General features: G+C 35.9%; 22 protein-coding genes and 3 pseudogenes. 11 read left to right on the top strand and 14 right to left on the bottom strand.

The genetic code is table 11. The features are described 5' to 3' along the window. Positions 1-53: 53 nt before the first annotated feature. Positions 54-233: pseudogene (locus tag MSKOL_RS19760) on the top strand (argininosuccinate synthase); the annotation flags it as partial. 811 nt (positions 234-1,044) lie between these two features. Here the strand turns inward: MSKOL_RS19760 and MSKOL_RS03600 are convergent. From MSKOL_RS03600 to MSKOL_RS03630, 5 genes are all read right to left on the bottom strand, one after another. Then, positions 1,045-3,168: a CHAT domain-containing protein gene (locus MSKOL_RS03600; protein WP_048153749.1), complete on the bottom strand. Its 2,124-nt coding sequence runs from the start codon at positions 3,166-3,168 to the stop codon at positions 1,045-1,047. Further along, a complete protein-coding gene (locus MSKOL_RS03605; protein ID WP_048153750.1) occupies positions 3,156-4,142 on the bottom strand; it encodes a hypothetical protein in 987 nt (328 codons plus the stop codon). The genes MSKOL_RS03600 and MSKOL_RS03605 overlap by 13 nt, the downstream gene beginning before the upstream one ends. 7 nt (positions 4,143-4,149) lie before the next feature. Next, positions 4,150-5,943 carry a hypothetical protein gene (locus MSKOL_RS03610; protein WP_048153752.1) on the bottom strand — a complete coding sequence of 598 codons (1,794 nt, stop codon included), beginning with the start codon at positions 5,941-5,943 and terminating at the stop codon, positions 4,150-4,152. A gap of 21 nt (positions 5,944-5,964) precedes the next feature. Next, positions 5,965-6,315: a hypothetical protein gene (locus MSKOL_RS03615; RefSeq protein WP_048153754.1), complete on the bottom strand. Its 351-nt coding sequence runs from the start codon at positions 6,313-6,315 to the stop codon at positions 5,965-5,967. A gap of 1,534 nt (positions 6,316-7,849) precedes the next feature. Next, a complete protein-coding gene (locus MSKOL_RS03630; protein ID WP_048153759.1) occupies positions 7,850-8,242 on the bottom strand; it encodes a hypothetical protein in 393 nt (130 codons plus the stop codon). Between the two features lie 521 nt (positions 8,243-8,763). Between MSKOL_RS03630 and MSKOL_RS03635 the strand changes: the two genes are divergently transcribed. The 3 genes from MSKOL_RS03635 (at position 8,764) to MSKOL_RS03645 (ending at position 11,204) form a co-directional block, all read left to right on the top strand. After that, positions 8,764-9,027 (top strand): hypothetical protein, encoded by a 264-nt coding sequence (locus MSKOL_RS03635; protein WP_048153761.1) that lies wholly within the window; start codon positions 8,764-8,766, stop codon positions 9,025-9,027. A 2-nt stretch (positions 9,028-9,029) separates the two neighbouring features. Continuing rightward, positions 9,030-10,076 (top strand): hypothetical protein, encoded by a 1,047-nt coding sequence (locus MSKOL_RS03640; RefSeq protein WP_156150949.1) that lies wholly within the window; start codon positions 9,030-9,032, stop codon positions 10,074-10,076. A gap of 798 nt (positions 10,077-10,874) precedes the next feature. After that, positions 10,875-11,204 (top strand): hypothetical protein, encoded by a 330-nt coding sequence (locus MSKOL_RS03645; RefSeq protein ID WP_048153766.1) that lies wholly within the window; start codon positions 10,875-10,877, stop codon positions 11,202-11,204. Between the two features lie 491 nt (positions 11,205-11,695). Here the strand turns inward: MSKOL_RS03645 and MSKOL_RS03650 are convergent, their stop codons facing one another. The 4 genes from MSKOL_RS03650 to MSKOL_RS03665 all read right to left on the bottom strand — a co-directional run bounded on the left by MSKOL_RS03650 (position 11,696) and on the right by MSKOL_RS03665 (position 13,235). Then, positions 11,696-11,923, bottom strand: coding sequence for a type II toxin-antitoxin system HicA family toxin (locus MSKOL_RS03650; protein ID WP_048153768.1), 228 nt, complete (start codon positions 11,921-11,923; stop codon positions 11,696-11,698). Beyond that, positions 11,916-12,167: a type II toxin-antitoxin system HicB family antitoxin gene (locus MSKOL_RS03655; protein ID WP_048118249.1), complete on the bottom strand. Its 252-nt coding sequence runs from the start codon at positions 12,165-12,167 to the stop codon at positions 11,916-11,918. The genes MSKOL_RS03650 and MSKOL_RS03655 overlap by 8 nt, the downstream gene beginning before the upstream one ends. Positions 12,168-12,558: 391 nt before the next feature. Then, positions 12,559-12,918 carry a DUF6516 family protein gene (locus MSKOL_RS03660; RefSeq protein ID WP_048153770.1) on the bottom strand — a complete coding sequence of 120 codons (360 nt, stop codon included), beginning with the start codon at positions 12,916-12,918 and terminating at the stop codon, positions 12,559-12,561. Further along, on the bottom strand, positions 12,915-13,235 hold the full coding sequence (locus tag MSKOL_RS03665) for a hypothetical protein (protein ID WP_231592419.1): 321 nt from the start codon (positions 13,233-13,235) through the stop codon (positions 12,915-12,917). The genes MSKOL_RS03660 and MSKOL_RS03665 overlap by 4 nt, the downstream gene beginning before the upstream one ends. Before the next feature lie 274 nt (positions 13,236-13,509). On the opposite strand from MSKOL_RS03665, the gene MSKOL_RS03670 reads away from it, so the two are divergent. Next, complete coding sequence (locus MSKOL_RS03670) at positions 13,510-13,881, top strand: hypothetical protein (RefSeq protein WP_082091019.1); 372 nt, start codon at positions 13,510-13,512, stop codon at positions 13,879-13,881. Between the two features lie 1,648 nt (positions 13,882-15,529). Here MSKOL_RS03670 and MSKOL_RS03685 read toward each other — a convergent pair. From MSKOL_RS03685 to MSKOL_RS21535, 5 genes and pseudogenes are all read right to left on the bottom strand, one after another. Continuing rightward, positions 15,530-16,225, bottom strand: coding sequence for an undecaprenyl diphosphate synthase family protein (locus MSKOL_RS03685; protein WP_332310043.1), 696 nt, complete (start codon positions 16,223-16,225; stop codon positions 15,530-15,532). A 348-nt stretch (positions 16,226-16,573) separates the two neighbouring features. Continuing rightward, complete coding sequence (locus MSKOL_RS03690) at positions 16,574-16,762, bottom strand: CxxC-x17-CxxC domain-containing protein (RefSeq protein ID WP_048153778.1); 189 nt, start codon at positions 16,760-16,762, stop codon at positions 16,574-16,576. Positions 16,763-17,446: 684 nt separating this feature from the next. Further along, positions 17,447-17,689, bottom strand: a complete 243-nt coding sequence (locus tag MSKOL_RS03695; RefSeq protein WP_048153780.1) for a type II toxin-antitoxin system HicB family antitoxin — start codon at positions 17,687-17,689, stop codon at positions 17,447-17,449. Between the two features lies 1 nt (position 17,690). Further along, a complete protein-coding gene (locus tag MSKOL_RS03700; protein WP_048153782.1) occupies positions 17,691-17,885 on the bottom strand; it encodes a type II toxin-antitoxin system HicA family toxin in 195 nt (64 codons plus the stop codon). A 22-nt stretch (positions 17,886-17,907) separates the two neighbouring features. After that, a pseudogene (locus MSKOL_RS21535) lies at positions 17,908-18,138 on the bottom strand (type II toxin-antitoxin system HicB family antitoxin). A gap of 85 nt (positions 18,139-18,223) precedes the next feature. Here MSKOL_RS21535 and MSKOL_RS03710 point away from each other — a divergent pair. The 6 genes and pseudogenes from MSKOL_RS03710 to MSKOL_RS03740 form a co-directional block, all read left to right on the top strand. After that, on the top strand, positions 18,224-18,508 hold the full coding sequence (locus MSKOL_RS03710) for a hypothetical protein (RefSeq protein WP_048153784.1): 285 nt from the start codon (positions 18,224-18,226) through the stop codon (positions 18,506-18,508). A 103-nt stretch (positions 18,509-18,611) separates the two neighbouring features. Further along, positions 18,612-18,959: a hypothetical protein gene (locus MSKOL_RS03715; RefSeq protein ID WP_048153786.1), complete on the top strand. Its 348-nt coding sequence runs from the start codon at positions 18,612-18,614 to the stop codon at positions 18,957-18,959. Positions 18,960-19,603: 644 nt separating this feature from the next. Further along, positions 19,604-19,909 carry a nucleotidyltransferase family protein gene (locus tag MSKOL_RS03725; protein ID WP_048123646.1) on the top strand — a complete coding sequence of 102 codons (306 nt, stop codon included), beginning with the start codon at positions 19,604-19,606 and terminating at the stop codon, positions 19,907-19,909. A 33-nt stretch (positions 19,910-19,942) separates the two neighbouring features. Further along, positions 19,943-20,230, top strand: a complete 288-nt coding sequence (locus MSKOL_RS03730; RefSeq protein ID WP_369799539.1) for a DUF86 domain-containing protein — start codon at positions 19,943-19,945, stop codon at positions 20,228-20,230. 275 nt (positions 20,231-20,505) lie between these two features. Continuing rightward, the gene (locus MSKOL_RS03735; protein ID WP_052725323.1) at positions 20,506-21,438 is read left to right on the top strand and encodes a Fic family protein; all 933 of its coding nucleotides are present in this window, start codon (positions 20,506-20,508) and stop codon (positions 21,436-21,438) included. 307 nt (positions 21,439-21,745) lie between these two features. Beyond that, a pseudogene (locus MSKOL_RS03740) lies at positions 21,746-22,048 on the top strand (IS21 family transposase); the annotation flags it as partial. Positions 22,049-22,091 lie beyond the last annotated feature (43 nt).

Here is a 22,091-nt window from a genome sequence, read left to right on the forward strand (position 1 = left end):
TTTTCATGAACACAGAATTCAGCTAACAGGTTTTCATTAAACTATAATGCAGTAAAGTTAGGCTCTACAAAGGCGCCCTCACGATCCTTGCCCGCAGCTAGCCGAATGCCCTTTATTCCGAGGACCTGGTTTCGTTTGACAGCCAGACCATTGACCAGAAGGATGCAGAAGGGTTTGCGAAGTATCATGGGTTCCAGGCGAGGATGTATAGGAAAGTGATGGACAAGAAATAAGTTAGTGATTTTGTCTGTTCCTTTTAGAGGAGCAGGCTTCTTTTTTTAATTTTAGTTTCTTCAACTGTTTTTTCTGTTTTGATTATTGTTTGCTTGGAAGTAAGTCTCTTGGATTTTCTTATAAGCAGATAACATTTTTAAGATCACATTTTATACCCCAGACTCTCAACGGTCGACGAAGGAGAGCGGCTTTTTCTTAATGATTTATTGGAAATTGCAGTTAATAAACTCGTAAAGATTTTTTGTTAATTGATGAGAATACTTTGATTTAGAGATTATTTGGTCTTTATGAATATTAACATACCCCATTATCTTGGAATTTAAAAAGGAAAATAACAATAGTTTTTTTTCATAATAGTAACCTTAGTTTGACAGTTTGATTTTTATGTGGGAAAATTGTTTTCATATCCATTGAAACGATAAGTAATATTATTCCAACAAATTTTTGCCAATTTTTTACGATTCTATTTGACAGATGATCTCTTTCTCTTGATGGCTATTTTTATGATTTTTGACCAACTTTTTGGCATAGAATTTGACAGATAATATGAATCTCAGATAAAATATAGATACTATCTAAAAAGTCAGATGCCAAAAGTGATAAAATAGGACGAAAATCTCTACGAATTTACCTTCTAGTGATTGTGAAGCTGGAAAATCAGAGGCAATTTTACTAAATTTATGAATACTGTCAATTATTTTTGACAAAAAATTGAAGCCTCTCACTAAATTTAGTTTATACTGTCAAACTAAGGTAGTAAAACAATTGTTGGAAAGTACGTAATTTCAGGTTTCTTCACAATGACCTATATTAGTATGTCCATGTATTTTTACCAGTTCCGATTATTACGTTAGGATGACCAATTACGCTATATTGTGCCCACTCATACATTGGACACCCATGTCTATGTAGGGCGCAACGAACGTCGCGCATTGCTCTTGTTATTGTAGACCGTTCTCCAATAAACCGTTGGTAAAATTCAACTAGTGTATCTGCGCTTGCCTCATCAGCAGTAGGCCAGTTTGCTCCTATTACAGTACATGCGCCCTTAAGGAGAAGCACTCTGGATAAGCCCAAGCCACATTCTCCTTCGCCATCACCTGTTTGAGCCATCTCGCAAGCATTCAATATCCAAACAGAATCTTGCGCAATGTTAGATGAAGCAATTTCCTGTGCGGTAAGTAGGTGATCATATAAGTGAAGGTAGCTAACTCCTGGATAGCTATTAAGGTAGTTAGCATGACCAGCATAATGAATCCATTTGGAAGTTGGAGCAAGTGATAAGAATTCTTCATGCTTACATTTTGATATTTTGGTGGTCTTCAATTCATAGTCTTCTAGAAGTTTCATTATTTCTTGTGCTTCCTTTTCTGCAAAGGGTAGATCCTGAGTGGGATTGGCAATAATAGTAAACAGATCAGGCTTAATGACAACAGGGCTACAAGAATTAATTTGTTTAGCTGCTCGAATTAGAGAAGGTGTAATTGCTAGATCGTAATCTGTGCCAAGATAAGAACCGTCGGTACCAAGAGTTTCCCATGGCACACCTTCAAGTTTCGGGTCGGCAGAGATCAGTAGAATTGATGCTTCTGTTTCCCATAAAGCTTGCCTTAACGATGGTGGTAGTAACATTTCAGTAAGTCGATTTGCCATGAACTCTAATTCATCTGAAATTCCATTTCTACAAATATTCAACAGAGCGTTAATTGCTGCATAATTGATATCAAAATGAAATTTTCTGAGATTAGCGTCAGGTTCAACTAGATATGCATTGAGCACCAATTCCTGAGGGTCCAATCGATAAGCTAGCCCAATGCAGCCTGATGGCCACCAAGACGTGAGATCTTCTTTAACTCGTTGATCAAACTTGCTGTTAAACCGAATCAAATCTATATTTTCAGAGGTATGAAGGACGCTAAGCTGACGTACTAGCCCATCTATTGTATTATCAGTTAATTGGCCGACTTGGCATGGCATATATCCTCCCAATCCTGTTTCTAATTTTTTGCGATAAGATTGTTCTGTTTTAGATTCCATAGATACTAACTGGAGGATAATTGCATCTTCTCTTGTTTTCAATTTAGGAGGCAATACTCCTGCACGAATTGGTGCTGAGAAATTTAGATCTTTCATTGTCTCTGCAACAAATAAAGAACATGGCTGAAGATCAGGTTCATTATCATCTATTTCTATATAAATTTGGGCAAGCAGATCATAAAGTCGTGATAATTGCTGTCGCCTTTCGGGAATATCTAGAATCTCAAATTTTTTCTGTGGGTAATTGAGTTGAATTGCCTGCAGGCAATAGGCTTGTGAGAGATAATCATCACCAGCTGCTCGAAGATTCAAAGTAAGGGCTTCAAGCCATTCCATTTTAAGCTCTAGAGGAGAATCATTATATAATAGCTCTTTACCCTGTCCCAAAATAGTGATGGCTTCTTCGTATTGTTTCACATCATACATCATCTGAGCAGAATTAAGCATTAATCTTGGAAGTAACTCCTCTTCAACCCATATCCATCTGCTAGCCTTTAGAGCCAGCTCTCTCCATTTTCCCTGTTTATAAAGCATAATTAGTTGATTTTGTCGGACTGATATTAATTGCTTGTAATCTCTCTGTTCTAAAGCAATTTGAGCAGCCTCTTCCATTAATTCGGTTGCCTTTTCAAACTCCAACTTTCTGGCCGAAACGATACCCTCTCCTAATAAAGCTCTGCCACGAATTGTTGGCCATTTAATTATTCCTCCAGCCTTTTTGTAGATCTCCAAGGCAAGAACTAGTTCACCAGAACTTGATATCTTTGAAGCTAGATCTAAAATAGCATCCCATTCTTCTTTTTCCCAATCTTCTTGGAGCATCTCTCTTATCTTAGAAAGGCAAACTTTTTTCCCTTGGGCAAGCTGTGTATCTATATCGTTAATTAGTTCGAACATTTCTTAGAACCTTTTCTATCTGTTCTGGGATTTATTGTCTGCCCCAAAGACCAAGGAGGTCTTGGTAACCACTCAATTTCTCCATTTGTCAACTTAATGGGAAAACCTCTATCTGGTTTGGGGATCTCCATTCCGATGCTAATCCACTTAAACTCAGTTCCTGATGACGGCTGAAAAAATAAAACCTTCATTTCTTGCTCTTTCTCTCCAGACACAAATTGTTGATTTTGCTCTTCCAAAAATGAGGATATTTGCAGATAAGAATCAAGGTTCCACTCTATTGCATTGTTATCAAGATACTCCTTGGTTTGACAAATCAAAGTAGGCACTTCGGATAAAGATGCAAATTGGTATCTGAGAGTTACTGTCCTGCCCCTATCTTTCTGGTTAGTATTTAGCTCTTTAAGGGCAGCCGATAATACAGGAATATATTCTGGAGAAAACCAAGCAATCCGAGTTGGACAAGAATTAAGTAAACTCTTGATTACAGAGCGTAGTTTAAAATGCCAATGAGTACGATTAAAGATCATTGGGCCAAACGGATTTGGATCCATGCCAGAATTTTCAACGGCAGTACGAAGAAGTCGGTTTACTTTTCGACTAAAGAATTCAGTATATTCATCGACTTTCTTTTCGTCAGCCTTATAGCAAATAATGCCTTGTATACCGCTAGGCACTAAAGAGATTTCCGATTGTACTTCTATCTTTGGTGCAATCTGTTGCGCTAATTTAGTGATTCGAATCCATTCCTGTTTGTAGGCTTCTGTTAATGACCCCCTAGTGGTTATCCACCGCTTTCTATAAGATACGGTGGGTAGATCATCGCCGATGTCAGTTATATATTCCCCTTCGCATAGTTCAATTTCATCCAAACTATTCAACTCGTGGATTTCAGCAGTTCCAATATTATGATAAATAGGAAGCTGTGAAAATGAATCGTGGAAAAAAAGTTTATCTATCCGAATATTTCTCATAATCTTCTTACCCCAATGGATTTAGATAGATGAAGCAACGTCCTAACTCGAATAAGTCATCTGATAATTGGCAGGAATTACCTGTCTCATAGTGGCTGATAATTCTATGAGCAATATCTACTACATGTCGAGGATCTGGGTGACCACCCCTTGATAGATATCTTATTTTATCTTCATCCTTCTCTTGATTATTGGGATTAACTAAAATTTTTAGAATTGACTGATATGCGTTAAATATGTTTTTGTAAAGTGGAAAACATTCACCAAGTGCTTGATCGCTACTTATAATATGACGAATAAAATCTTGAGAACCAGTGGCTTTAGCCGCTCTAGCCAGTTCTGCTTGAGCCAAGAAAAAATGTGCAGTAGAATTGTAAAAATCGTGAATCTGAAGATTCTGAAACGTCAAAAATGCTGCTTCTGCCAATTGATCTGCAGCGTCATAAAACAAACCAACTACTGCTGGTCCCTTATTACTAAGACGCGCCGACGCGCCGTAGATAAATCCATTAGCCTCTAAACGCCTATAGGACATTTCTAAACGCCTATAGGACATAGTATCCATATCATCTGGATTTTCTTGGAGAATATATGGTTCTTTTGAGCGACAATATTCAGCCTTTTCAAAAAAGTAGATAGATAGGTTGTATAGGACTCTACTTCCCACGTATTCAGCAGCATTAAAGTACTTGTACCCTAAATTTGAATAAAAATTAGCAGCTTTATTCCATTCCTGTTTTTCATAGTACTTATCAGCATCTCTGTGCAGATGCGCACAGAATAAATCTAGTCGTTGTTCTACCTTTTTCTGATCTCCAGTCAAACGAGATAGACGATATAGGCGTTGCCTAAGATTAACAATTGTTTCCGATGGAGCTTTTGCCATCTGTAAGTCAAAATTCAGATCATCTCCTAACTTCAGTGCTTCATCTGCAAATTTTCGACCTAGCTCAATGTTTTGCAATTTAAAAGAATGAAGAAAACTTATTTTTTCTAGCATGGCTAATTGGCCGTATGGGACTTTGGCTACTTTCCAGAATATGGAACATCGCTCTAAGCACGCAGATTTTTGTAGATAAATATTTTTGGCTTGTACCGATGCATCTTCTATATATTTTAAGAACTCCCACTGTTTGAGAATTTTCTTATTCATCCATTCATAAAGAAAATAGGCTAAAAAGTAGTCTTTTTGTGCAATGAATTCGCCTTCACTTTTCATGGAAGGAAATACATGAATTATCCAAGATGCTATCTTCTGGCTTGAAATTGTCCACGAATCTATCTCTTGACTTGAAGTCATCCACGAATCTATCTCTTGGCTTGAAGCGATTTCAGATTCCGGTAAAAGAGTAGAGTCACATAAGCAATTAATAGCTGCATTAGCGAACTTTTCTGCTTCCTCTAGCTGTTCGTGCTCTTGATCAAGATTAAGATAGAAATTCATCTCTGTATGGATTGCCGCCATAGCAAAAAATTTAATCATTAGACTCTGTTTACGGTTCTCTGAAGCAATTTTTAGACATTTGCCATAGATCCCAGATATATAAGGTATAAGCTCTTGCATTACTTGGGACGGATAATCAAGGTTAAACAGGTTATTCGCTAACAAATCTCCAACAGATTCCAAAACTTTGGCATCGCCTTTGTTTAGAGAAGTCTGACAAACTGCAAGGAGAAAGCTCCTCTCAAGTGAATTTTCAAAGTCTCTTGCAGTAACTAACGTATTAGCAGCCCTCTTTACTAGGTAGCCTAATCCGGTAGGTAACTGGAGAGGTAGCCATAGATTGAGTGATTGAAGCATGTCCTTGGTTTCCTCGATTTCTTACCTGACAATTATTCGAGTTTCTTTCGCTGACTTCACAAGTTGGATCAGACGATCAAGTTTTTCCTCAGATACATTTGCTGGAACCTCTATACGCACGTCACCCACTTCAACAACGATTATCTCATTACGTTTTGCTGATACGTATTGAAATAGGCTGGTTATTAGTACGCCTAATATAGTTCCCGAAGTGCCAATCGCGGCGATTAGGACTTCCTGGGGTATGTTTCGCTCTTTAACTCTAGACTCACGAATTTCAAGGTGAATACCATTTTTAATATTTTCCTCAAGATGCTGTTTTAGGTCCTTAAGAGTAATCGTGCTCGATTCAATAATGATTTGATTGTTCACGAATAATCCTCCGCAGAGAATGATTTTGCTAATAAACTTTATTCGAGCAATTTATTATTTGAACTAAATACAGGGGATATTCAGATGATATCACATTGGAACAAGTTGTTAAGATACTACTCTATTATCTTTTTATGAAATAACTTTACTTAAGCATGTATATATATTTGTCTAAATAGTCACCATCTGTTTCTTTATTTCCAATATTTGATTTCTAGAAACTAAATTTATAACCTTAACTCTGCTACAAATAGTGAATAACTTTTTCAGAGAACAATGCTCTTGATCATGTTTCACTCCGAATTTTCAAAAATTAGTATGAAGTTTTTCAGACAATTCCCTCAGAAGCTAGAGATGACAAATTGATGTTTGAGACTACAGGCATCGAATTTAAACATAAGCAAAAACGTAAAAATTACTCAAACTTATACTATATAGGGAATAAATTTTCTCCAGATCTCTTAGTTTGTTTCAGACAAAATTTTCGGTATCTATAGGACAGATAATATTAGATGTAAAAAATTTTTGTTGAAATTAAAAGTAACGGGAGAAGAAAGATGCATAACTCTGTTAGAAAAACAGTATCAAAAGACAAATCATCGTATTGGTTTGTTCCCTAAGCGATGGAAAGTTAAGGTTAATATTATTGAAAACAATATTAGAATTTTTTCATATAATTGGAATTTTCAACTGAAGAAGGAAAAAGAGGTTATATCTTGTTTAAAAGGTTAAGAAAACAATTCGATCCATAATTCTTCTTAAAAAATGTCGTTTGAATCGTAAAACTCACCTACAGGAAAAGAATCGCTTAATCTAAAGAAGCCCTGAAAAGTGCCCCTTCTAATCTACAAAAATCACAGTTTTTTCAATTTCTCTTTTCTCTACAAACGTGTTCGGGTAAGATTCCAGTATCCTGCCGGCTAGAGAAATATATTAAAACTGAATTGAACGTGAAGAAGAGTTTACTTTAATCAGAAAATCTCCCCCAAAAGGAATAAGATCACTTTTATCAAAAAGGCCCTGCGAAGGGCTCCTTCTAAACTCCTTTAACTTCAGAAAATTCGCGGGTTTTCAGTTTTTTAATATTTACAACCGTATTCGGGGAAGATCCCAGTGTCCGCTGGCCTGAGAAATATATTTTAACTGAGTTGAACGTGAAGAAGGGTTCACTTCAATCACAAAATCCCCACAAAGGGAAAGATCACTTTTTTCAAAAAGGCCCTGCGAAGGGCTCCTTTTAAATTTGATACTTTTAACTCTGAAAAACTGCGGCTTTTCAGTCTCACTTTGATTTACAACCTTGTTAGGGGAAGATCCCAGTGTCCGCTGGCAGGAGAAATATATTTCAATTGAATTGAATGTGATGAGAAGTTCACTTTCAATCAGAAATTCTCCCCAAAAGGAAAAGATCACTTTTATTAAAAAGGCCCTGCGAAGGACTCCTGCAAAATCTGAAAAAAATCACAGTTTTTTCAATTTTTCTTTTTCTGAATTACAATTATTTATGTAAAGTAACTATATATTTTTAAATAATTTAACCGTGCGTGTCAAAAATTGCAATATCACACGATCCAGAACTACCTGGATTGACATGGACCTGATAAGTACCATTTTCTTTCACGGTAAACATCGGCTCATAAGGATAATAAACCTTATATGTATCTATAGGATCCGTCTTAAAGCTTTCATCAAAAGCAACGTAAGAACCTTTGCTTATTGTAACATCGAGATGCAAAGGGTCACCAAAAAGTCCACCGTCAATTAAAAACTTATATTTAACATCAGTGGTCAGGTTGACCTCGAAAACAGATTCATCTGATACGGAAGCTCCAAAAACATATTCATCATCAAGACTTAAATAAAAACCGTAGCCAAAAACTAGTATTGTTAAAATTATTAGAATTTTGGATTTCAGTTCTTCATCCAATACTCTGCCCCCTCACAGAAGATGGATTTATTGTGAATAGATAAGTTGCCTTACTTATTTTTGAGTTATAGAATATCTTAAATCTTCCGTATATAAACTATTTAAGGTACAATTAGATATATTTATTTAAATTTAGCAGAAGTTAAAATTATCCTCAAGATATCTATATACTACTAAGAACTATCCTGAAACTAATTTTTATTTCATATCACAGCCCACGCCGACCTCGAGAAACTCGTCCTGACCCGCAGCGAACTCAATTCCTCTCTCAAAATCGATACTAATGTATCGATTCCAAAATAAATCCTTTTTTAATGGGGGAATTCGCTAATCAATAGATAAATTCAAAAACATAGGATTATGGTAAGATATACGAGATAAAAAGTCGTAACTAATTTAATGAGTAGTATAAATTCGTTTTTAAATCCCTTTGATATTTTGTTTTTCGACCACCGCTTAATTTGCTTACTATGTGAAATAAAATAGAAAATTATAATATATACTGAGCTATTTTTACTCTTATGGGTCAGGATTCAATAAAATTAGAAAACGGCGTAAATGAAAAGTCATCTGATAAACAGGAATTTGTGGATAATGGAACTGCGAATTCAGGAAGTGATTTAAAAGCAAATAAAGGTGATGGATTTAAGTTTGCCGTGACGATAATTGTTGCTTTCTCGACTGCTGGATATAATATTTATGAATACATGCAAAATAATCCAATGAGTGAATTTTGGACTTATTTACTCTGGATTTTTTTATGCCCCTATCGTTTGTTTCTGTAGGCTTGATAATTTATATGATTATAAAGGGGGTGTCCTTAGAAACTAATAACTCCTTCAGTAAAGATAAATTAGATAAATCGTCTGGTTTAGTATATATTTGTACGTTTGAAGTGGGATTGTTTCTTTTTTGTATATATGGTCCAACGCGATTTTTACTCAATTTCTCTCGTTTAGCACCTTATACTTCAGTTGATGATATAGATTTGTTACTACTATCTTTGTATTCTATTTTCTTACTAGTTATTTGGATCGTTCTTTTTCCAAAATATTTACGTATTGTTTTAGTCAGTATAAAACTTTCTATGCACTTTACAACATTAATTAAGTTAAAAGAGGAGTTATATAAAATAGATGTGAATACTTCGAAGAAGTTCTTCACGCTAATTAAAATTATGTTTTTATACTCATTACCGTCGTTAGTTTTATTTATTGTACCTGTATCACTGCTGCTAGCTTTTATTGGAGAAAAACAAAGCCTTGATATCCCAAATACCTTTTTTTACTTTGTTTTATTAATTGAATTTATATATTTGACATTTCTAAGCTTTTATGCTTGGAGAAAATTGAGACTCAAATTATTTGAAAAATCGTTAAATACTGATATATTAGATAATTGGCACTTATATTTTGGAATAACTTTAATAATGGCTCTTAGTAGTTTTATATTTCCTTATTTTACTTTAGGGGACATTACAGTTACAATGGACGATGTAAGAGACTCCTCTATTACACATTTTCCAATTCAGGTGGTTACAGCAGGAAATTGTGGTAATATGACAATTAACCTAACTCAAATAAACGTTAACGGCAATTCATCTCTTCTAGATTCCATTGTAGTAAATCCTACATTTAGCTCAAATCATATTTTTGGCAAGTATTTGCAAAGTAATTCTTTAGACTATGGAAAATATAGGATATTTATAGAAACTACAAACTTAACGCAAGGATATTACGAATTATCGTTCTCTGAAGACATTCAAGGGGGGAGAAAATTGTTACCTTTTAAGAAAAAAACATTTAGTAGTTTTTATTTGACAAAATCAAGCTAATAAAACGATTTTTTTGCCGTTTTTAGAATAGTATTCTGGTTGTCTTTCTTAGTCCTTTAGTGAAGAACTCAAAAATTACGGCTCTTCGTCATTCCTTGTGGATAAGATAATTTTCACTTCAAGACCCATTGGTTTTTATGAGAATATTATGAGGATATCCACACAAAACAACGAAGAGCCACTTTAAAAACGTGTTTGGGGAAGATTGAGCAGTCCGCCGGCCGAAAAAATATATTTTAACTGAGTTGAACGTGAAGAAGGGCTCACCTAAATCAGAAATTTCTCCCACAACGGAAAAGATCACTTTTAGCAAAAAGGCCCTGCGAAGGGCTCCTTTTAAACTCCTTTAAATTCAGAAAACTCACGGGCTTTTGATTTCTCGATTCTACAAAAGTATTCGGGGAAGATTAAACAGTCCGCCGGCAGGAAAAATATATTAAAACTGAAATGAACGTGAAAAAAATTTACTTAAATTGGAAAGTTCTCCCCTAAAAGAAAAGATCATTTTGAACAAAAAGGCTTTGTGATGGGTTCCTTTTAAATCTGCAAAAATCGCGGTTTTTCAATTTCGCTTTTCTTAATACTTTTCTTTAATAAGTATATTCAAGGGAGATTTAAGAAATTATACATCTACAAAATTAATTACAAAAATTTTGATGTTTTGATCTTTAATCGAATCAAATGAAGACAAATATTTTAATTAATTTAAAAAACGGCGAAGCTTTTTATAAAGCAACTGTTAAATTATTATTTATATGTGGCGGGACTTTACAGAAATACGTTGATGGAGAGTAAATTATGGAAAAATATGAAAGGTTCAAGGCGTGGGCTCAGCAGAATCCAAATTATTTATTGCTCTTATCATTTGGTTCTGTAATGAGCTTTTCGTTGTTTGTAGGTATTCTCAGCGGAATTCTTGCAGGAGTTGGAATGATTGTAATGCCCAGTGATATTTCTCTAACAATATTTGAATTAACTATTTGGTGTTTAGCAATGATTCCAATTTCTGCTTGGGCACTGGAGATAAAAGGAAGAAGCAAATGGTGGTTGATCTTTTCAATTTCATGGTTGGGAGTCATAATATTAGTGCTACTGAAAAACAACAACAACGAAACCTCATACGCTTGATATAAATGCTTAACTTGTTGTTGCAGGTAATTCTCAAATTTATCGCGAAGATAGGATTTGGATAACGAAATCCTTTGACAACAGATCTTAAACTTGTCGCCTTTGTAAATCATTTGAATCTGATCTAACCTGCAAAGTACTCCTCTTAAAGCTGCAAAAATCACGGGTTCTTTGTTCTCTTTTCTTAACCCTTATCTCAACAAACGTACTCGAGGAAGATTTCAGCAGTCCGTCAGCCGGAAAAATATATTAAAACTGAATTGAACGTGAAGAAGGGTTCACTTTAATCAGAAATTCTCCCCGAAAGGAAAAGATCACTTTTGTCAAAAGGCCCTGCGACGGGCTCCTTCTAAATCTGCCAAAAGTCACGGGCTTTTCAATTTTATTTTTCTGAACCTTGTCTCAACAAAAATGTTCGGGGTCGATTTCAGCAGACAATTAGCAAGAAAAATATATTAAAACTGAGTTCAATATCAATGGACTTGAGTTCCTCACAAGTCCTCTTCTCCAAGCCACTCTTCTCTTGAAATACGAGCTTGTTTAAGAATTCTTGTCAGAAGATCAATCCCAATTGCACCTTTATGAGGGTTGGGAATCGTTAAAACAAGATCTCCTTTTCTCATAAAAGGATGCTTTCCGCCAGAATAGGGACCTTCAAATCCCAGTTCTTGCAATCTTTTAACAAAAGTTCGCCAATCTACAGGGACCAGCTTAGACAACTGCAATATCTCCCGGTTCTTTGATCACATAGTCTCCAATCCGGGGCAGAGGCAGTCCGCTTCTCAATTTGATAACTATCCATTCATCAATGACTTCTTCTAGGTTTCTGCGACATTCTTCAAGTGTCTTGCCTGTAGCCCATACACCCTCAAGTTCGGGAACTTCTCCATAATAAGGTTCTTCATCATCGATTATTTCGTATTTTGCTTTCTCAAGAGCTGCGTGGATGTACTGGATGAGCATAATTACACCTTTCCGAACTGGTATATCTAGTTTTATGCTGTTTAAATCTTATATAGGTTATGCGAATCCGGTTAGACCTGTAAGAATTACAGTCTTCAATTTATCTTTTCTTGACAAATATTAAGGAACGTACTCGGGGAAGATTTTAGCAGTCAGCCGGCCAGAGAAACATATTTTAACTGAATTGAACGTGAAGAAGAGTTCACTTGAATCCTAAATTCCTCCCCAAAAGGGAAAGATCAATTTTATCAAAAAGGCCCTGCGAAGGGCTCCTTCTAGACTTCGTTTGAATCTGCAAAAACTACGGATTTCTATTCTCCCTGATTTCTACAAATGTATTCGGGGAAGATTTTCAGCGTACAGCCGGTAGGAAAAATATATTAAAACTGAATTATGGATTTGAACTCAGCAATTTCTTTACTTCACGGAGAATGTCTTCTATAAATACTTCGGGAGATTCTCTGGGTTCTGCTTCATTTCCGTGATGGACATGATATGGGAATGTTTTTAGATCTTTCCAGTGTGGAGAATTATCCCAACGCTTAATCATTGCATCCTCTTTTTGCAATTGATAAGAATATCGTCTGAAATCGGGGCCCATACTCTCACTAATTTGCAATATGTAGCCATCTTTGAGAGCTGCTCTTGCTTTTAAAGCCTGGACAGGGGGTTCAACTATTGCTTTGAGAACTTTTAATTCAAGTACAATCTCACTGGATGAAAGAGCAGCAACAGTTTTGCTTATTGTCATAAAAACTGTTCCCAATATCGTGATGCTGTGACATAGCTTTCCCAGATTATGAAATCATCCCACTCTTCAAAGTCTTCTTCCCCTACTCTCGATTGGATTCTTTTTTCAAAAGCAGGAAAGTCCATACCGTACTTTTTCTCCATTTCAGCTACCTTTTTTCCATAGTAATCGATCTTTTGTTCAGCCTGGTCATGCACAAGTTGCTTTAATGCCTCCTGTTCGTCTTTATAAAGGCCTACTTTCACCATGTCACTGATAGGTTCAAAGATTTTACGAGGAATTTTTACGTACTCGATAGCTTCTCCCAATAGTATCACCTAACTAGCATTTTGTCTTTTCAATCTTAAATGTATTTGTATACTCATAGAATCTATCTTTTCCACCATATTTACAAAAATAGTTTTGAGAAATTAAGGCAGACCGCCGGCAGGAAAAATATATTTCAATTGAATTGAATGTAATGAGAAGTTCACTTTCAATCAGAAAGTTCTCCCAAAAAGGAAAAGATCACTTTGAAAAAAAAGACCCTGCGGCGGGCTCCTTTTAAATCTGCAATTTACCGAATTAATAGTCCCTTCAAATTTCAAGTTTATGATATTGTATAACGATGTTTTTATTCGAGGAAAAATAATTAAAAATATGGATTTCACAGGGACATGGCACATTTATGAGATGGAATTATGGGATGAGGATTATTTCAACATGGAAGTTCAGGCTTATATTACGATAAAGCCAGACAACATGGGGAATTTTCAATTTGGTTTAGTTTATGGCTTTATAGACGGAAAGATCGTTGATTATGTTGATGGTAAAAGGTTTGAATTCACCTGGGAAGGAAATGAAGAATGCGACCATGTCTTTGGTAGTGGTTGGGTCAGGATAAAAGAAAAAGACGTACTGGAAGGCGAGTTTAGGTTTCATCTCGGAGATAGTTCTACCTTTTTAGCACGGAGAGCGAAGTAATAAACTCAAGTTTTTCAGCTATACTTTCTTAACAAACGTATTCGGGGAAGAGTCAAGCAGTCCACCAACCGGAAAAATATATTTCAATTGAATTGAACGTGAAGGGGAATTACTTCCAATCAGAAACTTCTCCCAAAAGGGAAAGATCACTTTTTTCAAAAAGGCCCTGCGAAGGGCTCCTTCTAAACTCCTTTAGATTCAGAAAACTCGTGGGTTTTTAATTTATCTTTTCCTTAACAAACGTGTTGGGGGAAGATTCCAGCAGACCGCCGACCAGAGAAATATATTTTAATTGAAATGTACGTGATGAGAATTTCACTTAAATTGAAAGTCCTCTCTAAAAGGAAAAGACCACTTTTATCAAAAAGGCCCTGTGAAGGGCTCCTTCTAAACTTATTTAAATCTAGAAAACTCGCGGGTTTTTAATCTTACTTTGATTTTACAACCGTATTCAAGCAAGAAAAGAAACCCTGAAAAGTGCCCAATATAAAGCTGCAAATCCGCAGGTTTTTTACGTCTCATGCTTAACAAATGTGTTAAAGGGAGATTGAGGCCAGAAGTAGGCAGGAAAAAACTTTTGGATTGATAAGAATGGTTTTAGGTGAACTCTACATTAAATTATTGTTCGACTTAAAAACATTTTATGCAGCAATGATTTTTGTTCAGAAACAATATTTCTTACAATTAATTTAAAATAAGAATGGGATAATGTATACTATAACGAGAGCAATTAGGTCATAAGAGTGGAATAAGGTAGGTATGTGAAAAAAATTGCCTGGAAGATGTTGGTCCCATTCCGAACAATATACTTGGAAGTTATATTTTCGGAGCGACTGTATTGGGGAATACAGTAGAAGGATCAAAACTCTTCTGGGTTTTCCTCCAATCTTTTTTTAATGTGCTTTTCACTTCTGAAACTTCGATGCTTTACATAAAAACAGTTTTTGGGAAGCTCAACAATAAAAATAGAACGTGCTTGCAGACCGCCGTCAGAAAAAATATATTTAAAATAAATTGCTTTGAGGACAGATTTTCATTTTGTGTTCAGCGGTCCGTTTCTAACGGCTTTTCCTGACCCATAATTCCCTTGAGATGTTGTTTGAATCAGAAACCTTTTCCATAAGGTAAAGAATCGCTTAATCTAAAGAAGCCCTGCAAAGTGTCCCTTATAAAGATGAAAAATCGCGGGGTTTTCAATTCACTTTTCTTAACATTATCTTAACAAACGTACTCGGGGAAGATTCAGCAGACCGCCAGCCGGAAAAATATATTTTAACTGAGTTGAACGTGAAGAAGGGTCCACTTCAATCACAAAATCCCCAAAAAGGAAAAGATCACTTTTATTAAAAAGGCCCTGCGAAGGGCTTCTTATGTTTGTTAAGAAAAGATCTACAAAAATCACGGATTTTCAATTTCACTTTGGTTTCATAAATGTACTCGGGGTAGATTTAAGCAGACCGCCCGCGGGAAAAATATATTTCAATTGAATTGGAATAACTGAGAGGATTTCATTCCCTATTTGAGGATCCAGTTTCAGATGGCTCCTATGAAAACAAGATTCGGTTAACAGATCTTCAACTTAATCTGAAAACAGCCCAAGAAAGAAAAAAATCAATTTTAATGAATTGGTAAAAGGCAAGAAAGTCAATTATCCACCCAGTGTGATATCTTGATCTTGATAAAACTCTAGTGCATTGAATAAATGTTCTGGCTTAAAATCTGGCCACATTTCATCAACCACGTATATATCCGAATATACCGTTTGAACCGGAAGCATTCCACTGAGTCTATGTCTTCCTCCCCAACGGATAAGTAAATCTATTCTTGGAATCTCTGCTGATGCAATATTTTCTATCATTTTTTTACCATTTGAAGAGTTCTCAACTGCATATGTTAAATCCCAGTACCAACCATAATTTACTAAAAAATTTATCCTTACTTTACCTCTCCCAAATTTAGTCCTCTTTGTATATGCGAGTAACTCTTTTGGAAACATGTCCGAATTGGTATTCCCTACTACAAGAAGTTCAGCATCATGTTTGGAAAGTTCTTTAACTGACTTTATACAGGCATCTACAAACGCTTTTCTTTGAATTTGAGGCCTTTTTGTGTTATCTTGAGTGAATCCAAAAAAAGTAACTTCGCCTATTCCTATTTTTACGCATATATCATATAGCTCCAGGCCTGGAACTATTCCATGTTTATATCCTTCATGCTTTTCTAAGCCTCTGTCTAAAGCCCATCTCCTGTTTCCATCCGGTATTATAGCTATGTGTCCTGGTAGTCTTTTAAATTTAGGTATATCCAGAAAATAACCCCCTATTTCTTTGCTTAAAAATACTATAAATAATCTTCACTGAACTCAGCTAACGAATTTTATGCCTAGAATTTAGTTGGAAGTCTTAACTTTAATCAGAAAAATCTCCCCCAGAGAAAAAAAATCGTTAAATCTAAAAAAGCCCTGCAAAGTGCCCCTTATAAAGCTGCAAAAATCGCGGGTTTTTAATTTCACTTTTCCTAACAAACGTATTCGTGGGAGATTTTAAGCAGAGCACTGGCAGGAAAAATATATTTAAACTGAATTGAACATCGAAAAGAGTTCATTTAAAAAGGATATTCCGAAGCTATGTGAATTTTAAAAAAAGTAGAAAAGAAGTAAGTGTTGATTTAAACTTAATTACACAAATTACACTTAGTATCTTCGGTTTTCTCTGGGCGTCCTGTGGTTAGGAAGACACTCTCTGCAGTAAACCGGTCTTTCTGGGTCAGGTTTGAAAGGTACTTCTGTCTCAACATTGCAGTCTGAACAGATAGCTTTGTGCATTTCTCTTGGAGCGCCGAAATTAGAATTTCCTCTGAAGTTTCTGTCATTAAAAGCCATTTTTGTTTCACCTTGTTGTTTTTGTTAATTGTTTGAAAATAAGATTGTATAGAACTCTTTGATTAAAAACAAAAATTGGTTTTTAATAACAGATTATTATACGTCTCTTTATTTATCAACACACATACATATCACTTAAAATATATAAATCTATCTATAAAATAGAAACAGAATCTCTCAAATGAGAACAATTTCTAGGAATGGTTTGCAGGGAAAACAAAAGCCTATTTTCTTAGAACTCTTGAAACTCAGACCCAGTTGACATGTTTTCATTTTTAAAATAATCTTCCAAAAGAAGAGAATCACTTTGATCTAAAATACAGCCCTGCAAAGTTCCCCTTATAAAGCTGCAAAAATCACGGGCTTTTCAATTTTGCTTTTCTTAACAAACGTGTTCAGGGAAGATTCTAGTGTCCGCCGGCCGAAAATATATATTTTAACTGAGTTGAACGTGAAGAAGAGTTCACTTTAATCAGAAAAATCTCCCACAAAGGGGAAAGATCACTTTTATCAAAAAGGCCCTGTGGAGGGCTCCTTATAAACTTATTTTGAATCTGCAAAAACTACGTTTTTTCAATTTCACTTTGATTTTACAAACGTATTCGGGGAAGATTCCAGCAGACCGCCGGCCGGAGAAATATATTTTTAATTAAATTAAAAAGTAACGGTTATCGAAAACGCAGTTTACGCAACTTCAGAACCTCTAGAAGACTTTTCAGCAATAGCCACATATTCAGCAAAAGATTCTGATTCCGGAACGGGTAAATTGTCCTCCAGCAATCCCTGCACATGCATTTCAATTGCTTCATAAATATTCTTCTCTGCCTCTTTCCTGGTGGAGCCGGTAGCCACACAGCCTGGAAGGTCAGGAGAATACGCTGAATAGTTATTGTTTGCTTTTTCGATTACTACGAGAAAACGATACATGTTAGCTCTCCATTTTCAATTGCGCTTGCTTTAATATGCTGTTCAATGTACCTGGCGCGAGGTCATCTCCACTATGACCAGCAATTGTTACTCTGCCTGGTTTGGTAGGATGCTTATACTGCCTATGGCTGCCTTTTGTAGCAACCAAGTACCAGCCATCAACCTCAAGAAGCTTAATAACCTCACGCACTTTCATTTTAATCTATCTTCAGCGATATTTAAAGATAATTCGAAAACTTGCAGAATCCGGGCAGACACAGCCTATTTCTTAGCCTCACAATAATCCATTCATCAATGACTTCTTCCAGGTTTCTGCGGCATTCTTCAAGTGTCTTGCCTGTAGCTCATACACCCTCAAGTTCGGGAACTTCTCCATAATAAGGTTCTTCATCATCTATTATTTCGTGTTTTGCCCTTTTAAGAGCCGCGTGGATATATTGTATAAGCATGATATTTTCCTTTCTGAACTCTTAGGTATTTAGTTTTATGCTGTCTAGAGCTTATATAGATTCTGCGGACTGGAGGGTTAAGTTTTTGACTCTTGGTAAAACCGATGAAGAAATGAGTGAAATTATGCAAAAATTGCAGGTTTTCATAACTCGTTTCTTAACAAACGTGTTCGGGGAAGATTTCAGCAGTCCGCCGGCCGGAAAAAATATTAAAACTGAAATGAACGTGAAGAGAAGATTACTTAAATTGGAAAGTTCTCCCCAGAAGGAAAAGATAACTTCTAGCAAAAAGGCCCTGCGCAGGGCTCCTTATAAACTCTTTGGAATCTTCAAAGTTCACGAGCTTATAACTATTCAGGCAGCCTTCTAAGGCTCCAAACTTTTTCCACGAGAAAGTTTCTATATCTAATTGATGATGTCAATTACAGTTACAAACTTATGGATAAAATAAATCAAATTAGGAGTGGATAAAAATGGCAATTAAAGAAACTGATTTCAGTCGATTAAATGAAAAACTGGTTGATAATCCATCTGCAAAATTCTTCATTTGTATGCGGAATATTCCTGCGTATGTAAAGAATGACCAGATCATGGAATGCCCTGTACTCTCGCCCAGTAATAAGCTGGCAAATAATTATAGACTAGGTTTAATAGATCCCTGTCAATTTTATACGAACTATTATAATGAACTGAAAAGTCCAATTTGTCAAGAATTAATGAAATCTATACTGAGTATATCTAAAAACTACGATATTTATATTGTAAATATTAATAAAGACGCAAGGTTATTATTGTTGGACATATTAAAAAATCTAAAATAATTTTGCTTGTTGCTGAATAAGTGTAACCCCTTCCAAGTTATCTGAGTTGTTACTTATTTTCTTAATAAAGGTATTAGGGGAATATTCAAACAGATCCTCGGCAGAATAAATATATTTTAACTGAGTTGAACGTGAAGAAGGGTCCACTTCAATCACAAAATCCCCAAAAAGCAAAAGTAAAAGATCACTTTTATAAAAAAGGCCCTGCAAAGGGCTCCTTCAAAATCTGCAAAAAATCATGGGCTTTTCGAGTTTTATTTTTCTGAACCTTGTCTCAACAAACGTGTTCGGGATCGATTTCAGCAAATCAATGGCAGGAAAAATATATTAAAACTGAATTGAACGTGAAGAAGTTACTTAAATTGGAAAGTTCTCCCCAAAAAGGAAAATATCACTTTTTTCAAAAAGGCCCTGCGGTGGGCTCTTTCTAGACTTCGTTTGAATTTGCAAAAACTACGGGTTTCTAATTTCCTTGATTTCTATAAACGTACTCGGGGAAGATTTCAACAGACAGCCGGCTGGAAAAATATATTAAAACTGAATTGAATGTGAAGAGACGTTCACTTTCCCTCTTAGTAATTATAAATACTACAACTGCAAAATACTATGTTATCTCAAAAAGGAACCAAATAGAGCCTGAAAAAATGCCGGAAAACCGAAAAGAAGCTGACATTTATATTCGGAAACTCCATGAGATGCTGCCTGAGCTTAAAGAAAAGTACCACGTCAGTTACATGGGAATTTTTGGGTCTTACGTAAGGGGAGAGCAAAAATCAGAAAGTGATCTGGACATACTCGTTGAGTTCAGCAAGACCCCTACTATTTTTAAATTTGTCAATCTTGAAAACTACCTTTCAGATGCTCTGGGTATTAAGGTAGACCTTGTTATGAAAGATGCGCTGAAGCCGAATATAGGCAAACATATCCTGAGTGAAGTTGAAGCTGTTTGAAGAGGGATTAAAATTCGTGAAGTAAAAGACTATATCCAGGATATCTATGATGCAATGGAAGCAGCAGAAGAATTTGCCGAAGATCGTAAAACGCAGTTTGCAGTAGTTAGGGCTCTAGAGATCGTTGGCGAAGCAACAAAGAATGTCCCATTTGATATACGTGAAAAATATCCCTCCGTTCCCTGGAAAGATCTGGCAGGGATACGAGACAAATTGATTCATGCTTACTTCGGAGTGAACCTTAAAGTAGTCTGGTTATCCGTTAAAGAGGGTATTCCCGAAGCAAAGCCGGATATCAAACGTATATTGGATAAGATGTAAATGGTCATAAAAACTTTCCTCAAAAGGAAAAGATCACTTTTATCAAAAAGGCCCTGCTATGGGCTACTTCTAAACTTCTTTTGAATCCATAAAATTCGCGGGTTTTTGATTTCATTTTGATTTTACAAACGTATTCGGGGAAGATTCCAGTGTCTGCCTGCCGAATAAATATACTTTAACTGAAGGGATATAAACAAGAACTAGTTATATCGGATAACTCTAAAAATTGCCGATACCGATATATCTCAGAGAGTACATATCGGATACATCAAATTATGACACATACCGATACACCCCTGATTCAAGAAGAACTTCTTGCACGAATAAATGAAAAAATGAAGCAGTTTAACCTCATGCGGCCCATTCCTGTAGACGCTTTAGCAAGGCTACATGAAGAAATGAGGCTGGTTCATACCTATCACTCCAATGCAATAGAAGGAAATACACTAACACTTCAGGAGACAAAACTTGTTCTGGAAGAAGGGCTAACGATTGGCGGAAAATCGCTTAGAGAACATCTTGAAGCGAGCAACAATGCAAAAGCCTTTGATAGAATGGAAGAGCTAGCAAAGAAAAAACGATCAATAGACCATGTCACAATTCAGGAGATCCACGAAATTGTAACCCGAGGCATTCTTGAGGACGCCGGAAAATACCGCATAAGAAATGTGAGAATAGCAGGTGCAGTAAAGACCCCGCCTGATTGGTCGAAGATAGTTAAACTGATGGATGAACTTATTGAAAAGATAGCTGGAAGTAAGGAATATCCAATTGAAACAGCTTCCTTCCTGCATCACAGGTTTGTTGAAATTCATCCTTTCATTGATGGAAATGGCCGAGTGGCCCGGCTTCTTACAAATCTGTATTTGATGGCAAGAGATTATCCTCCTGTCATACTCAAAAAAGAGGATAGAGGAAAATATTACAAATCCCTTAGAGCCGCAGATTCTGGAAACCTGGAACAATTTGCCAATTTCATTGCAAAAGCCGTGGATGAAGACCTTACCCTATATCTCTCCATTTCAGGAGGAAACGATGAACTTCTACTTCTAAGAGAACTTGCTATAGAAACTCCTTATTCTCAGGAATATCTTAGCCTGCGAGCTAGACAGGGGCTCCTGGATGCAGTAAAAATAGGAAAAACATGGCATAGTTCAAAACGTGCAATTGAGCAATATCTATCGGAGCATGGGAAAAAGGATGTTTAATTTCACTTTTCCTACCAATTGTATTCGGGAGTAGATTTCAGCAAACCGCCGGCAGAAAAAATATATTAAAACTGAATTTAACGTGACGAAAAGGTTACTTTCAATCAGAAAGTCCCTCCCCAAAAAGGAAAGATCACGTTGAGCAAAAAAACTCTTCGAAGGGCTTCTTCTAAATTCATTTTAAATCTGCAAAAATAACGGATTTGAGAAAAACTTCCCACTGCCAACAACAGCTAAAAATTCTACAGTGTCAACGGTTTAAAATACCAGATTTACAATTCATAACGAATGTTGAGGACTGTGAATCATGCTGAAAAAGGAAGAATGGTTATTGATACAAGTGTTGCATTCACAAGGCTTCTGTATCAGTGAAATCGCCAGACAAATAGATCACGATAGGAAAACTGTAAGGAAATATCTCAACCTTAAGACGGCGCCCGAATATTGCAAACATCCAACAAGACCCAGTAAACTTGACCTATATAAACCTTACATACTCAAAAGGATTAATGAAGGTCCCTGTGCCTCTGCTTGTCTCTATTGTGAAATCCAGAATATGGGCTTTGATGGAGGAAAAACTATAGTTAAGGATTTTATAAGAAAAGCCAAACTAGATAAAATGCCTGGATTACTCCGCTAAGAGCTAAAATAAA

Source organism: Methanosarcina sp. Kolksee (assembly GCF_000969945.1).
Taxonomy (GTDB): domain Archaea; phylum Halobacteriota; class Methanosarcinia; order Methanosarcinales; family Methanosarcinaceae; genus Methanosarcina; species Methanosarcina vacuolata.

Excerpts from the sequence above, each read along its gene's own strand:
- MSKOL_RS03600 (WP_048153749.1), bottom strand. The coding sequence starts at position 3,168 with ATGTTCGAACTAATTAACGATATAGATACACAGCTTGCCCAAGGGAAA.
- MSKOL_RS03605 (WP_048153750.1), bottom strand. The coding sequence starts at position 4,142 with ATGAGAAATATTCGGATAGATAAACTTTTTTTCCACGATTCATTTTCA.
- MSKOL_RS03610 (WP_048153752.1), bottom strand. The coding sequence starts at position 5,943 with ATGCTTCAATCACTCAATCTATGGCTACCTCTCCAGTTACCTACCGGA.
- MSKOL_RS03635 (WP_048153761.1), top strand. The coding sequence starts at position 8,764 with ATGGGTCAGGATTCAATAAAATTAGAAAACGGCGTAAATGAAAAGTCA.
- MSKOL_RS03645 (WP_048153766.1), top strand. The coding sequence starts at position 10,875 with ATGGAAAAATATGAAAGGTTCAAGGCGTGGGCTCAGCAGAATCCAAAT.
- MSKOL_RS03655 (WP_048118249.1), bottom strand. The coding sequence starts at position 12,167 with ATGCTCATCCAGTACATCCACGCAGCTCTTGAGAAAGCAAAATACGAA.
- MSKOL_RS03660 (WP_048153770.1), bottom strand. The coding sequence starts at position 12,918 with ATGACAATAAGCAAAACTGTTGCTGCTCTTTCATCCAGTGAGATTGTA.
- MSKOL_RS03670 (WP_082091019.1), top strand. The coding sequence starts at position 13,510 with ATGATATTGTATAACGATGTTTTTATTCGAGGAAAAATAATTAAAAAT.
- MSKOL_RS03690 (WP_048153778.1), bottom strand. The coding sequence starts at position 16,762 with ATGGCTTTTAATGACAGAAACTTCAGAGGAAATTCTAATTTCGGCGCT.
- MSKOL_RS03695 (WP_048153780.1), bottom strand. The coding sequence starts at position 17,689 with ATGTATCGTTTTCTCGTAGTAATCGAAAAAGCAAACAATAACTATTCA.
- MSKOL_RS03700 (WP_048153782.1), bottom strand. The coding sequence starts at position 17,885 with ATGAAAGTGCGTGAGGTTATTAAGCTTCTTGAGGTTGATGGCTGGTAC.
- MSKOL_RS03715 (WP_048153786.1), top strand. The coding sequence starts at position 18,612 with ATGGCAATTAAAGAAACTGATTTCAGTCGATTAAATGAAAAACTGGTT.
- MSKOL_RS03725 (WP_048123646.1), top strand. The coding sequence starts at position 19,604 with ATGCCGGAAAACCGAAAAGAAGCTGACATTTATATTCGGAAACTCCAT.
- MSKOL_RS03735 (WP_052725323.1), top strand. The coding sequence starts at position 20,506 with ATGACACATACCGATACACCCCTGATTCAAGAAGAACTTCTTGCACGA.